General features: G+C 59.8%; 12 protein-coding genes. 9 read left to right on the top strand and 3 right to left on the bottom strand.

Going from position 1 to position 14,147, the window contains the following annotated elements:
* Positions 1–80 precede the first annotated feature (80 nt).
* From B5520_RS20435 to B5520_RS20400, 8 genes are all read left to right on the top strand, one after another.
* Complete coding sequence (locus B5520_RS20435) at positions 81–2,195, top strand: acetate--CoA ligase family protein (RefSeq protein ID WP_079598903.1); 2,115 nt, start codon at positions 81–83, stop codon at positions 2,193–2,195.
* The gene (locus B5520_RS20430; protein ID WP_079598902.1) at positions 2,192–3,076 is read left to right on the top strand and encodes a fumarylacetoacetate hydrolase family protein; all 885 of its coding nucleotides are present in this window, start codon (positions 2,192–2,194) and stop codon (positions 3,074–3,076) included. Before B5520_RS20435 ends, B5520_RS20430 begins: the two co-directional genes overlap by 4 nt.
* 66 nt (positions 3,077–3,142) lie before the next feature.
* Entirely contained in the window at positions 3,143–3,676 is a 534-nt protein-coding gene (locus B5520_RS20425; RefSeq protein ID WP_079598901.1) for a cupin domain-containing protein, read from the top strand.
* Between the two features lie 48 nt (positions 3,677–3,724).
* Positions 3,725–4,645, top strand: coding sequence for a 3-keto-5-aminohexanoate cleavage protein (locus B5520_RS20420; protein ID WP_079598900.1), 921 nt, complete (start codon positions 3,725–3,727; stop codon positions 4,643–4,645).
* 168 nt (positions 4,646–4,813) lie between these two features.
* Positions 4,814–5,878: a GTP 3',8-cyclase MoaA gene (gene moaA / locus B5520_RS20415; protein WP_079598899.1), complete on the top strand. Its 1,065-nt coding sequence runs from the start codon at positions 4,814–4,816 to the stop codon at positions 5,876–5,878.
* Positions 5,862–6,134: a MoaD/ThiS family protein gene (locus tag B5520_RS20410; protein ID WP_079598898.1), complete on the top strand. Its 273-nt coding sequence runs from the start codon at positions 5,862–5,864 to the stop codon at positions 6,132–6,134. Before moaA ends, B5520_RS20410 begins: the two co-directional genes overlap by 17 nt.
* A 146-nt stretch (positions 6,135–6,280) precedes the next feature.
* A complete protein-coding gene (locus B5520_RS20405; protein ID WP_079598897.1) occupies positions 6,281–7,528 on the top strand; it encodes an MFS transporter in 1,248 nt (415 codons plus the stop codon).
* A 116-nt stretch (positions 7,529–7,644) separates the two neighbouring features.
* A complete protein-coding gene (locus tag B5520_RS20400) occupies positions 7,645–8,082 on the top strand; it encodes a molybdenum cofactor biosynthesis protein MoaE (RefSeq protein WP_368483732.1) in 438 nt (145 codons plus the stop codon).
* A gap of 138 nt (positions 8,083–8,220) precedes the next feature.
* Here the strand turns inward: B5520_RS20400 and nboR are convergent, their stop codons facing one another.
* On the bottom strand, positions 8,221–8,829 hold the full coding sequence (nboR, locus tag B5520_RS20395) for a nicotine blue oxidoreductase (protein WP_079598896.1): 609 nt from the start codon (positions 8,827–8,829) through the stop codon (positions 8,221–8,223).
* A gap of 836 nt (positions 8,830–9,665) precedes the next feature.
* On the opposite strand from nboR, the gene B5520_RS20390 reads away from it, so the two are divergent.
* Positions 9,666–9,974, top strand: a complete 309-nt coding sequence (locus B5520_RS20390; RefSeq protein ID WP_079598895.1) for an antibiotic biosynthesis monooxygenase family protein — start codon at positions 9,666–9,668, stop codon at positions 9,972–9,974.
* A gap of 1,325 nt (positions 9,975–11,299) precedes the next feature.
* Here the strand turns inward: B5520_RS20390 and B5520_RS20380 are convergent.
* Both B5520_RS20380 and B5520_RS20375 read right to left on the bottom strand, forming a co-directional pair.
* Positions 11,300–12,529, bottom strand: coding sequence for an acyl-CoA dehydrogenase family protein (locus tag B5520_RS20380; protein ID WP_079598894.1), 1,230 nt, complete (start codon positions 12,527–12,529; stop codon positions 11,300–11,302).
* 34 nt (positions 12,530–12,563) lie between these two features.
* Positions 12,564–14,132: a class I adenylate-forming enzyme family protein gene (locus tag B5520_RS20375; RefSeq protein ID WP_176156935.1), complete on the bottom strand. Its 1,569-nt coding sequence runs from the start codon at positions 14,130–14,132 to the stop codon at positions 12,564–12,566.
* Positions 14,133–14,147 lie beyond the last annotated feature (15 nt).

Below are 14,147 nucleotides of genomic sequence, written 5' to 3'. Positions count from 1 at the left end.
TTGCCCACTGACCTCCAGCCCCGCGCATAGCCCACACAACCGATGAACACGGTCAACCCAGCCAGCCTGAAAGGCCATCCATGACCATCTCAGCCGAACCCAGCACTACCCGGGTGACAAAAACTCAAAGCCTTGACCGGCTCTTCAAGCCGCAAGTGATCGCCGTGGTTGGCGCATCAAATTCAGCGGAAAAGGCGGGGGGTGCGCTGATGGATGTCCTCCGAACCTTTCCCGGGAAACTCCATCCGATCAACTCCACAGCAGACGTCATTTCCGGACGAAAGGCCTACAAGGCCGTATCCGACGTGCCAGACGCGGTCGACCTCGCCGTCATCGCTGTGCCTCCGGCAGCTGTTGCGGATGTGCTCCGTGACTGCGGGCGTGCAGGCGTCGGCGCAGCAATCATTTGCACAGGTGGATTCGCAGAATCCGGACCGGAAGGGGCGCAACTCCAGGCCGAAGTCATTGCGGCGGCCAAAGAGACCGGAATACGCCTGCTTGGCCCCAACACCTCGGGATTTATTGTCCCGGCCTTGAACCTGCATGCCACGTTCATGCCCGGCGTGCACGCACTGCCCGCCGGGAATTTAGCCATCGTCGCTCAAAGCGGGGGAGTGAACCTGGCATCGGCCTTCATGGCAGCCGACCTGGGTGTCGGCATCAGCACAGCGGTTGGGCTGGGCAACGCCGTTGACGTGGGCTTTGCCGATGTCCTGGACCACCTGGCCCAGGACGAGGACACCACCGCCATAGCTTTGCATATCGAAGGTGTAGCCGATGGCCGGGCCCTCATGGCCGCTATCGAACGAGCAAGCGCCCGGAAGCCGGTAATCGCACTGAAAGTCGGAAAGTCAGACGTCGGTGACTTCGCGCAGTCCCACACAGGAGCCCTCGCCGGAAACTGGGCCGTGGCACGGGCCGGTCTGGCGCAAGCCGGCGCAGTGGTTGTCGACTCCCTCACCGACCTTGTGGAAGCTGCTGCCGCCCTTTCCGTCACTCGGCTCCAGCCGTCCAAAGACCCCGGCGTTGGTATCGTCACAGGTCAGGCCGGCCCGGGGCTGATCATCGTCGACACCCTGACCTCAGCGAGAGTCAAGGTTCCCGAAGTTTCCGGAGCTACTACGGAGAAGCTGTCCGCACTGCTTCCTCCGCTGACGTATCAGCGTAATCCCGTCGACACCGGTCGCCCCGGACCCACATTCGTAGATGTGTTGGCAGCCGTCGGTGACGATGACTCCATCGACGCTGTCCTGGTTTATGCGCTCCAGGAAGGGGGAACGCAAACTGTCGTCGATGCCCTCACCAACAGCTCTCAACGTCTCTCCGCAGTCCCCACGCTGATGGTAACCGGAGGCCCTGAGGACGATGTTGTCGCCCAGCGTGATGCGCTCAAGGGATCGGGCATCTGGACGGTTGCAACGCCGGACAGGGGGGCGTTCGCCATGTCCGCCATGATCGCCGACGCGAAAACCCGGCATGTTAAGGCAGCCGCTCCCGCGCCATCTGTACGCGTCGCTGACCGGATCCCCGGTCATGGTGCCCTGGATGAAAACCTGGGCAAAGACCTGCTTCGAAGCATCGGGCTCAGGACCCCCCGGCGCGTCGCCTGCGAGTCCCGCGGTGATGCCGAAGCTGCCTTCAAGGAACTGAACAAGCCAATTGTCGTCAAGGTGCTTGACTCGAACGTCCTGCATAAGAGCGCTGCCGGCGGTGTGAAGCTCGGGGTGGCTTCCCTGGCCGACCTGGCAATTGCATTGGAAGAAACGGGTCGTGCCTCCAGCAGCGCAGAGGCGCGCTGGCTGCTTGAAGAACAGGTGGGGCAAGGCATCGAGCTGATCATCGGTGGCGTCAACGATCCATCTTTTGGCGCAGCCGTCATTATCGGTGCAGGAGGCGTGGACGTCGAGTGGGGTCAGCCCCCCGTTATCAGGACGGCCCCGCTCAGCACTGTCGAGGCCGATGAAGCGATCCGGCAGCTACCCCAGGCGCTGATCACGGCGCTTGGTCCAGACGTCTGTGCCGAGCTAGGTCAGGTCGTATTCGATGTCGCAGCGTTTCTTGCCGCCCATCCAGAAGTCAAGGAGCTGGACATCAATCCACTCAGGTCAACACCTGACGGCCTGATCGCCCTAGACGCTGTGTTCATGCTGGACCCTGCCCATACTGCTCCCAACTTCCAGGAGGACTTGAAGTGAAACTTGTACGGTTCGACGACGACAAGCTCGGGGTGATCGACGGCGACGAGGTCATCGATATCTCGGACAGCGTCAGCGGCGGTTCCGCTGGCCGGCTGCAGGCGTACATTGAGGCCCTGGCCGTCGGGAAGATCAGCGGTGCAGACATTGAAGCTGGCCACCGCAATCGTCATGCCTTGGCGGATGTCACGATCCGAAACCCACTCCCGCTCCCACCCAAGATCATCGCGGCTCCCGTGAACTACCTCGATCACCAGGTGGAAATGAAATATGCTCACACTGTGGCGGACTTGGGCATTTTCCTCAAGGCCCGAACGAGCACGATCGGACCCTTGGAGAAGGTAGTTCTGCCCTACTCCGATCAACGGTTCGACCAGGAAGCCGAACTGGCGGTCATCATCGGCAAAACGGCGAACAACGTCACCCCGGACGAAGCCAAGGACATTATCTTCGGCTACAGCTGCCTCTTCGACATGAGCATGCGCTCAACGGAAGACCGGTCGACAAGGAAATCATTCGACACGTTTACACCAGTCGGGCCGTGGATCGTGTCAGCCGATGAAATCGCTGATCCCGCAGCATTGCACATGCAATGCTGGGTTAACGAAGAACTGCGTCAGGATACGTCTCTCGCGGACCTGATATTTGATGTGCCGCTGCTGGTCTCATATGCAAGTTCGATCATGACCCTCGAGCCTGGTGACATCATTGCCACAGGTACCCCGGCAGGCGTTGGTTCGCTCTCTGACGGGGACACCGTCTCCATGGAAATCACCAATATTGGACGACTCGAAGTTGGCGTTACTTCTGCCGGAGCGATTCCTTACAACCGCCGCCCGGGCGCCCAGTTCTACCCGGCGCTTGCACAGAGCAAGGCGTAGTCGAACGCCACTGCTGAGTGCAAAAGTCCGGAATCCGGATAAAACAGATCAACCTAGGAGGGCCACATGGCCGAGAATATCCCGGTTTCCTCAACTGAAGTGAAACCGGCAGCCTCAGTACAGAGGTACAGGCGCCTGGTGACCGGAGTCGACGCGGACGGGCGGTCAATTTTCCTGGAGGACGAAACCGCCACGGATGTGCATGTCATAGCGGACCTGGACACCTTTGCCTACACCAACCTCTGGTGCGCCCCCACAACTCCGGTGGATAACTCCGGCCCCTCAGACGACGGCCTCGGATCTCCGGGCGGAATTGCTCCACCGGAGCGGGGAAGCATCTTCCGGATGGTCGAATTTCCCCCGGATTCCGACTGGGACCACCAACCGGGGATGCGTGATCGGATGGTCCACGCCACCCCTTCATTGGATTACGCAATCGTGCTCAGCGGAGAAATCTGGGCAGTTTTGGAACGCGGTGAACGCCGCATGGGCCCCGGTGACGTTCTCATCCAGCGTGGCACCGCCCACGCTTGGTCCAATCGGTCTACCCGGCCCGCCGTCGTGGCCTTTGTCCTGGTCGGCGGCACAGCACAGCCCTAAACAGTGGTCTGACAACGAAGTTAGCAAGCATCAGCGAAAGGCAAAGAAATGTCCTCAAACAAAGTAGTCATCACCATCGCCCCTACGGGCGGGGTTGCGACTAAAGCACAGAACCCTCATCTGCCAACGCAGCCCGAGGAAATCGCCAAGGACGTCTACGAGTGCTACAACGCAGGCGCATCCATGGTGGCCATCCACGCACGCACTCCCGACGACCTGGCCACCTGTAACTCCTCTATCTACCGCCAGATCAACGGTCTCATCCGAGAAAAATGCGACATCATCATCAACAACTCAACCGGCGGCGGCATGAACGGCGACATGCTGATCGAGACGCCCGAAAACGGCTGGGAAGTCAGCTTCGAAGAACGCCTCAAAGGGATCGATGCCGGGGCGGAGATGTGCACCCTTGACCCCATCACAATGGTCGCTTCCTTCCTCGGTAAAGAAATGGTTATGAACACCTCACCGGAGCGGACCAAGAAGCTGGCCGAAGAGATGTACAAGCGCGGCATCAAGCCCGAATGGGAGGTCTTCAGCCCGCCGCACCTCATCCAGGACGTCCCCGCGGTTCTCGATTTGGGACTCGATGAGGAACCGCCCTTTGTGAACATCGTCCTGGGAATGAACAAAGGCTTCCAAGGGACCATGCCATACTCCCCGCGGTACCTGCAGCAGATGGTTGATCTGCTGCCCAAAAACTCGCAGTTCTGCGTCAGCGGTATGGGCCCCGCCCAACTCCCGGCCGCCATGAACTCCCTTCTCCTGGGCGGCCACGTCCGGGTCGGTCTGGAGGACAACTTGTTCTATCGCAAGGGCGAAGTCGCTTCGAACGTCCAGCTCATCGAGCGACTCGTTCGGCTCGTACGCGAAATGGGCTTCGAACCGGCAACCCCCGCTGAAGCGCGGGAAATCATCGGTCTGCCGCTCAAGGGTGCTCCAGCGCGACCGGAATTCGCTGTCGGCTAGAACGACTGCGTGTGGCCGTGCCTCGAACGCGGCCACACGCAGACTTTGCACCGAGCTGTAAACATCGTTCGCCTTAGGGATGACCCTGGACCGGGTACATTCTGCTGATTGGCGAGACCTCACATGACGCCAGTCCCACTTGTCGCGTCCCCGGAAAAGGAGCGGAGCATGAGCACTGTAAGCCTAGGCTTTCCGCGGCTTCGCCCGAGCCCCTTGGCCATCCAGCAAACGGATCGGCCCAAGTCCTCGCAGCTTGTCGATAGGATGGGGCGCACTGCCCGCGACCTTAGAATCTCAGTCACTGAAAAATGTTCCCTGAAGTGCACCTATTGCATGCCAGAGGAAGGTCTTCCAGCCTTCCCCCGGCAGTGTCTTCTGTCACCTGCCGAAATCGGCCGGCTTGTCCGGATCGCCACAACAAGGCTCGGCATTCGGGAAGTTCGTTTTACCGGGGGAGAACCCCTTATGCGCGCCGATCTGGAAGACATTGTGGCCGAAAGCAGGTCGGTTGCCCCCGACACAGACCTTTCCATCACTACAAATGCCATTGGTTTAGATCGACGGATCAATGGACTGGTCGAGGCCGGCCTCAATCGTCTCAACATCTCTTTGGACACCATCGACAGATCCGCTTTCGCCCGTCTGACCAGAAGGGACCGATTGAAGGATGTCCTGTCCGGCATACGTGCTGCATCCACAACGACCCGTCACCCGCTGAAGATCAACGCAGTGCTGATGCAGGAAACTCTTGATCAGGCACCAGATCTCCTGGCCTGGGCCCTCGAACACGGACACAAGCTGCGGTTCGTAGAACAGATGCCTCTAGATGCCGATCATGCCTGGGCCAAAAACACGATGGTTCCGGCTGAAGAGTTGATCAGAGTCCTGAGGGAGCGATTCACACTAACGAACCCCTTCAGGACGGACCCGTCAGCGCCCGCCGAGGAATGGCTCATCAATGGAGGGCCATACAGCGTCGGAATCATCGCGGCGGTAACCCGTCCCTTTTGCGCAGACTGCGACCGCACCAGGATCACTGCCGAGGGAACCATCCGAACCTGCTTGTTCAGTGACGACGAGACAGACCTTCGGAGCCTCCTCAGATCAGGCACGGACGATGCTTTGATTGCAGACACCTGGCGAGCCGCTATGTGGAACAAGCCGGCAGGTCACGGAATGGAGGAGCAGACGTTTGTTCCTCCGCATCGCAGCATGGGTGCAATCGGTGGCTGAAACCATCGAAAATCGTGTTCTAGTACGTTACTTTGCTGCCGCTGCAGAGGCTGCAGGGTGCCAGGAAGAGTGGCTCAGCGTCCGCCCCGGAGCCAGTCTTGAACAGATCCTCGCACGGGCCGTCCACCTCCATGGAAGCTCCCTAAATACGGTCCTGACCCGATGCTCGTTTCTGGTGAACGGCATCACCCGTCGGGATCTTGCCCTCCCGGCCAGCGGTGAGATCGACGTTCTTCCGCCCTTCGCAGGCGGCTAAGCCCGCAGGTGTAAGCCAATACCAAAACATGGCGCCGCAGTTGTTGACCTGGCACCACGAATTACTTCATTCACGCACTTTTCACTCCCCGGACGGCACAACTGGTCGATATACCCGGGATCTCCACCTCATTGATAGGACACGCAATGGCGAGTGTTACCCGCTACTCAGAATTCCGGAAAGGCTGGCCTACAGTCCTTTCCGCTACGGTCGGCTCAGCTGTCAGCGTCACAGCACTCCTCTTCTACAGTCTCGGATCCCTGACAGCAGGACTACAGGCAGAATTCGGCTGGAACCGGGCCGAGGTCTCATCGTCGCTCCTCTACATGACCGTGGCGCTGACGCTTTCCGCAGTACCACTAGGATGGCTGCTTGACCGCTACGGCCCCTGGCGCATCGCCTTGATTTCCGTTCCAGGATTCACGCTGTCGCTCGTGCTGCTGAGCCAGTTCAACGGCGAACTTATCCACTTCAACCTGCTTTTCGGACTGGCCGGCCTCTTGGGAGCAGGCACGACGTCCATCGTCTATACCAAGGCAGTCAACGCAGCGTTCTTCAAGTCCAGGGGCCTTGCCCTCGGCATCACACTCACCGGTCTGGGCGCGGCTGCACTGATCCTGCCGCCATTGATCGTAGGAGTTGTGCAGGCCTATGGCTGGAGAGCAGGGTTTACAGCCTTGGCGGTCCTGTCATTGATCGTGCTTCCCTTCATCTTTTTCCGACTCAGAACGACCACGGTCACCGCCGCCGCAGGCCCCGCCCTAACCGGTAAAAGCCGTTCAGAAGCCTTGAGCAGCAAGTCGTTCTGGATCATCCTCGTAGCCTTCGTCCTTGTGGGCGGGTCTGTACCGGCGGTCATTCCTCACATGGTGCCCATGCTCACTGATGCAGGACTTACCCCTGCTGCGGCAGCGGCGATTGCGGCCCTCATAGGGCTGGGCGTGATTGTGGGCCGGTTAAGCATCGGATTCCTGGTGGACAGGTTCTTTGCCCCCTTCGTAGCCGCACCCCTCTTTTTGGTCACAGCGGCCGGCTGCGTACTTCTGATGTGGGGAGGCCCGTCCGTCGCCCCCATCGCGGCTCTAATGATCGGCGTTTCTTTCGGCGCCGAAGCGGACCTGATTGCCTTCCTTTGCGGAAACTACTTCGGATTGAAAAGCTACGGTTTCATTTACGGCCTGATTTACGGTGTCTTCACCATCGCAGTGGCCGTCGGGCCTGTTTGGGCCGGCGCGTTTTTTGACCGCACCGGAACCTACGAGGGGGCGCTGATCACAGTAGCAGTTCTTCTCGTCGCAGGATCGGCTTTGTTGCTGACCCTCCCGAGGTACAGCCAGACCGAAACTTCTGACTTGGCCGTCCACAACGAATCAGCAGCTGAATCACGCGTGTGAACTAATTGCAGGAGTGGCGGCCATGCCCTTCCTTCCCCAGGGAGAGGGCCATGGTCGTCATCACGCACTTAACAAACCTTCCCCCTTGAACAAATCAATCCCCAGGACCAGAACTCATGTCAGACCCTATGGGAACCGAAATGGCCACTCTTCTAAGCGCAGTTACTCACGACCCTATTGAAGACCTGTCTCTCGAGCTCTTGGTCTGCCGGAAGGACGACGGCGCGGTGGTCTCCTTCCAGGGACGGGTCCGCGATCATGATCTAGGACAACCCGTAGACGGTCTGGAGTACCAAGCTCACCCGCGTGCTGAGGAGTACCTCGCTGAATGTTGCGACCGCATCTCCCGGGACATGAAGGTCCGGGTAGCGGCGGCCCATAGAGTGGGCGCTCTTACCATCGGTGACCTCGCTTTGTCTGTTGCGGTGGCGGCCGCTCACCGCCGGGCAGCGTTCCTGGCGTGCGAGGCTCTGGTGCAATCCATTAAGGACACGGTGCCTGTCTGGAAGCGGCAGCACCTCTCTTCCGGTTTGTCAGAGTGGGTGGGGCTGTAGCACTTCGAAAGCTTCTCCACCTGTGAAAGTTAGTTGTCGGTGGCGTTGGACGGACAAGGCGGAATGGCTCGATCCGGCCGGGAAGTAACCTTGCGCGAGCCCTTAAATGGGATGCAGGCTGTGGGAAAGCCGCTAGGACTAATCCAACAGGTGCATCTTCTCGCGCGTATCCACATCGTCGCCGGTGGATTGGTCAGTGCAATCGACTAGATCGATAAGCCCAGGATTCGAAGACAGGAAGGACCGGGCCCCGGCGTCGCCTCTCACGGACTCGCAGGCCGCTGCTCGTAGAGTCACGTCAATTAACAAAGGGTGGCCCCGGCGAAACGCTCCCCTTGCATCCCGGTAAGCGGCAGCGGTGACTCGCCCGGGACGGTGCCCTTCCCGCAAGCTGCGTACCATCTCCGGCGTGACGCCAGGCTGATCAACCAGCGCCACGAGCAAGTGGTTGTACGGGTTAGTAGCAACAACACCGCAAAGAAGTGAACCCCCCATCCCGGACTGCCACCTTGGATTCACCACTGTTGTGAAGTGGTCCAGATTTGTCGAGGCCTGGACTCTCTCCGCCCCCGCCCCGAGCACGACGACTACCTCATTGCAGCCACCATCCAGCAGGACCGAACCAATTACCTCGACCAATGACAATCCGCGGAACGGCAATATGGCCTTAGGTCCGAGCCCGAGGCGTGTACCCGCTCCTGCCGCCAGCAGCACCGCACTGGTTCCGGGCATGTTGCTGGTTCTCATACTCCGAGATTATCCATATTCAATCGATTCGTACCGACCAGTTTCATGGCGGCCGATGGAGACCTCACCCACTTGTTTGGCACCTTTGGCCACCCTGCCTGCAAAGGCTATGTTCGTTATCGCGATCCAAAGTTGCCGCTCGCCTCTCGATTGGGCACTACGTCCCGCGCCCTTGATGCCCCCAGCACAAGGACGGCACCACTCCAATCATGGCCACCAGCCAGGCGAGAGAATCATCGCTGGAAGCCGGCAAGCCACAGGTCGAGCAGACCTCCAGACTCACTGCAGAAGAAGCAGGGGCATGCGCCCCAAAAAGCCACTGCCTGCATGCTCTGAGAGTTTTCACTCCCCTCCTTTTGAAACAAAAAGTTTGCGAACGTAAGTTCTGTGTCTATTGGGGGATACCACTGTAAGGCGGTTCGGCCATCTCCGCAATACCCCATCCCGGCCCCCAGGCACTTCCCGACTCCAGATTCAGTCCAGGCATTGCCGCAGAAGCAACATAGCGATATAGTTCGTACAAATTTTGTTTCATATCCTTAGGCGGCGCTTGCTGAAGCTGCCAACGCACGATTCCAGTTACAAGGACGTAAACATGGAGGCCTCGCTCGAATCCGGAACCGCCCTCGACGCGGGACGGCTTGTGTCTGCAGCTTGGGAAGGCTGGTGGTATGCCGTTGATACAACCCCTTCCATGCCACCTTTGAAATGGATGGGGGCCGCGGGGTGGCCGTGCCGTCCGACCCTCGGAGGAACGGCAATTGCCCGGAAGGGCCGCTGCCTCTTAACCTGTGAACCCAAGTCTTGGTTGCCCTACGGCCCCTAAGGAGGCCCCTATGATGACCGTTGTCAGTACCATGAGGCTCAATTCACACTCAAGAGATGAGTGGGACCAACTAATTCGAGAGCGCTTTAGATCAGCTCACAAAAGAGAGGGCTGGATTTCCGGGCAGCTCCTCGCCCCTACCGACGCACCCGACACTCGCGTCATCATCGGCAGCTGGAGGAGCCAGCAAGACTGGGAAGCCTGGCATAAAGATCCCGCTTTTCTCTCCACGCGAGCAAGACTGGACGAACTACAGCAGGCAAACCATCAGGCTGTTTGGTACGACGTCATAGAGGACGCGCGGGCGGGCAGCCACTAGCCCGTCTTTTCACCTGTTTCGCTTTCCGGGGAGTCCGCGCTGTAACAAGGGCCGAAGTGGAAGACGCGGCATCATTCAGCACAATCGTGGTCCCCGCACCCCCGAGCCACCTGACACCACCGAGACGTCAGGTTGTGTGGTCGCTGATGTCGAGGCCGCCGAACCGTTCGCGCGAGTTGCAGTCGCGATGCAGTCGTGCCCTCGTCCACGTAGGTTTAGATTCGGTCATGAATACGGCTTAATCGGAGGCGAGAAAGATCGCCGCGGTGCCGGTCTCCAGCCCGCCGCACCTAGGGCAATTCTGGATTAGGATTGACGCTGCTCGAGTAGCTTCCCGTTTACGCCGCGGGCATGCTGGGCGGTAGGCCTGGTTTCTCATACGGGTGTGCAGTTAGACAGGGGTCCCGGTAACTAACCCGCCTCGATGCAGAGCGTGCGCAAAACCCTTTGCGTGCGATAGCGGGCTGTTTGCCTTGGATACTGCGGCCTTGCCGCCCGTTTGCGGGAGCCAACACACCGGCGTACCCACTGGCCCAGCACAAAATTGGGGATGGCTGGTTGGCCGGTTTCACAGCGTTTATGTGTGCGTCACGTACTTAAGTTCTCTTCGTATTTATAGTGGAGTCCAATCCAAGGCGAAGCAGATAACTCGAACTCCCGCGAGAGTATCGATAATTCTTCGTCGTCCCTGGTGCCACTCATCGTCTCAGCAGACACTTCGTTGCCTTCCGTGGGGGGAGTGAAGCCTGTGGCTGGGACTCCCTCAGTTGGTTTGATTCCATGATCCGAGGTCGACGCGCTTCCCGAATGGTCATGTTCGTTGAACGAGCATCGGGCCGCTTTTATCAGGCCACTGTTCGGCATCTGGTTGGTAGCCGCGAAGCCACTGGGCGGTGGGCTCGCGCGCCACAAGCACTTTTTTGCAGAGAGGCCCACGCGCGGACGACGCTATTGATACGACATAAGGGCTGACGCCTCAGCCCTTTACCAGTTGCAGCTGGTGCGGCTGGATCCAAACTTCGTAGCCGTCCTGTTTGTCGAGCAATACGCGGCTGTGGACACCCTCGGATGATAACCAAAGCATTCTTGAATCAGGGGTAGCCGACTCGACAATTCCGTTTCGGACGAAGACCCCATATCGGCGGATCTCCACGGTGGCGGAGGGCAAGCGGTACCAATCGTCAACTCTGAATTTCGTCACCGTGATTTCCTTTGTGTGTGAGTTGCCGGCAAGGTGCTCATCGAGGCGGACCACGCCACGGTGTTCGTCTGGCTTCGGCCTCCAGTCGCCGCGCGAATGTAAAAGACTGGTCTAAACGGGCCAGCTATCTGATGAATGCGCTGCGGCCGGTGATAGCTCTGCCCACGACCAGGGTGTTGATTTCCTTTGTTCCCTCGTAGGTGTAGATCGCTTCGGCATCGGCGAAGAACCGACCGACATCGTTCGATAAGAGGATGCCGTTTCCCCCGGCAATTTCTCTGGCAGCGGCTACGGTTTCTCGCATACGTGAGCACGTCCAGGCCTTGGCCATCGCGGAGTCCTGGTCCCGGTAGACGCCCTCGTCCTGCTGCTGGGAGAGTCTGACGACCATGCCTAGTGAGGCGATGGTGTTGCCGAGCATGCCGACGAGTTTGTCCTGGACCATCTGGAACCCGGAGATGGGTCTGCCGAACTGTTCGCGGTCCGCGGCGTACTTCAGTGCTGCTTCGTACGCTCCTGCCTGCACGCCGGCGGCGAACCATGCCACGCCGGAACGCATGGAGCGGAGCAGATCGGCAACGTCGGCAAAGGAATTGATGCGCGCCAGCCTGAACTCTTCGGATACTTCCACATTGTCCAACGAGATATCCGAGTTCTGGACCATGCGCAGCGACATCTTGCCGCCGATGGTTTTCATGGTGACACCCGGCGCATCTGTTTTCACGAGGAAGGCTTTGATCTGGCCGTCGGCGACGTCCCGGGCAAGGACTGCGAGGTAGTCGGCGAAGACAGCGTTTCCGATCCAGCGTTTTTGCCCGCTGATGACCCAGTTGTTCCCGCTTCTGCGGGCGGACGTTGTGAGTCCACCCGCGATATCAGAGCCGTGTTCTGGCTCGGTCAGTGCGAAAACGCCGGTCATGTCGAAGGCATCGATGAGCGGCAGCCATTTCTTGGCCTGGTCCTGGCTGCCGCCTCTTAGCACGGTTGTGCGGAAGAGCCCGGACTGGCCGTTGTAGTACGTTGCCAGCGAGGCGTCCGTGCGGGCCAGTTCAAAGTTGCGGAAGCCTTCGTACAGCGACCGTGGTTTTGCGCCGCCGACGGTGAGGGACGCCGGGGTGATGAGGTCCAGTGCCGCCATGGGCTTGATGAGTTGGGCGGGGAACTCGCCCCGCTCCCAGTAGTCGGCAAGCAGGGGCTGGGCTTCCGTTTCGAGGAATCCACGAAGTTTGAGGAGTTCTCCTTGCTCGACATCTGTGAGCAGCGCTTCATAGTTCATGGGATCGCACTCGCCGTAAAGGCGGGTCCGCAGAGTTGTTTTCTCGGACTGCGCGGTTTCGTGGGTGGCTGCGGTCATCGTGTTTCCTTCTGCATTCCGGGTTGGCTTGAGGTTAGTGGGTGTCCGGCGGGAGGATGCGCAGTTCACGCCGGAGTAGCTTTCCGACAGGGCTGCGGGGCAGTTCTTCCCTTCGTTCAATCTGGCGCGGAAGTTTGAACCTGGCCAGATGAGGGCGGAGGTATTCCTGGAGCTCCTTGAGTTCAACGTTGGACTCGGAGACGATCACGGCGGTAATGACTTCACCCCACAACGGGTCGGGTCGGCCAATCACCGCGGCGTCCAGAATGCCCGGGTAGCCGGCAATCAGGTGTTCAATTTCTGCCGGGTCAACGTTCTCCCCGCCGGTAATGATGATTTCCTTCGAGCGGCCGGTGATGCAGAGATCACCGTCGGCATCAATCAGGCCCCTGTCACCGGTAATAAGCCAGCCATCGACGAAGGCTGCCTCGGTTGCTTTGGCGTCCCGCCAGTAAGTCGATGCGGTATGTGGTCCGCGGACCAGGATTTCACCGATTTCCCCTGGCGGGAGGGCGGTTCCGTCCGCGGAGACAATGCGGACGTCCGTCAGCAGGGCCGGCGTCCCGGATGATTCTGCTTTGCCCGAGGCGTCGGTTCGCCGCCTGAAGCTGATGGAGGGCCCGGCCTCGGTCATTCCATAGGAAGCCAGGACCGGGACGTTCCGCGCAGACCAGAGGGCGACGAGTTCCGGTGGCATGGGCGCACCGCCGCCGAGGATCCAGCGAAGGCTCGAGGTATCCACGTCGGCGAAGCCGGGAGTTTGAGCCATCAGGGTCAGCATTGAGGGAACCGCGAACATGGTGGTGATTCCGTATTCACTGATCTGTTCGAGGCAGCGGGATGCGTCGAACTTGCTGTCAATGATTACGCTGCCGCCCTTGTGCAGGGTCGCGACGGCAATCGTGTTCAGTGCGGCAATGTGGGAGAGCGGGGTGTTCACCAGTGTCACGTCGTCGCTGGCGATGTCCAACCCCAGAAGGGTGTTGACACCGTTGAAGAACAGCGCGCTGTGTGTGAGGACGACGCCCTTGGGGTGCCCTGCGGTGCCTGATGTGTAGATGATGATGGCGGGGCTGTCAGCCTCCGGCCGGACTTCTCCGACTTCCGCAGCGGTCTTGACCGGGATGGATGGAAGCCCGTGGCGGGATAGGGCTTCGAGTTGGATGATGCTGACCTCGGTGTCCGTTCCGACGGCTTCAAGAGCCGTCGGAACGGAGCGTTCCGACACCAGGATGGTTGTTGCGGAGAGATCGCGGAGGATGAACTTCACATCCGCGGCGGGAGCCGCAATTCCTATCGGGGTGAAGACTGCTCCGATGCGTGAACATGCATAGAGCGTCGTGAGTATTTCCGGGCGGTTCTCGCTGACGCAGACCACTCTGTCGCCTGGCCGGACGCCTTGGGACGTCAGGAACGCGGCTGCCGCATGGATCCGATCGAGCAGTTCCCCGTAGGTGATGCGCGCCCCGTCGTGGATGATGGCGGTGCGCAGGGGCTGTCGGAGCGCCCGGCGCTCCACCAGCTCCCCGTATCTCAGCCCGGGGAACTGGCCCGTTTCCTGCCCGTGCAGGGCAGGGCCGTCGGAAGCTCCGGCAATACTCACAAGTGTCTCCATTGA

This window comes from Arthrobacter sp. P2b (genome assembly GCF_900168295.1).
GTDB lineage: Bacteria > Actinomycetota > Actinomycetes > Actinomycetales > Micrococcaceae > Arthrobacter.
This window is presented reverse-complemented; position numbering and strand designations above follow the sequence as displayed.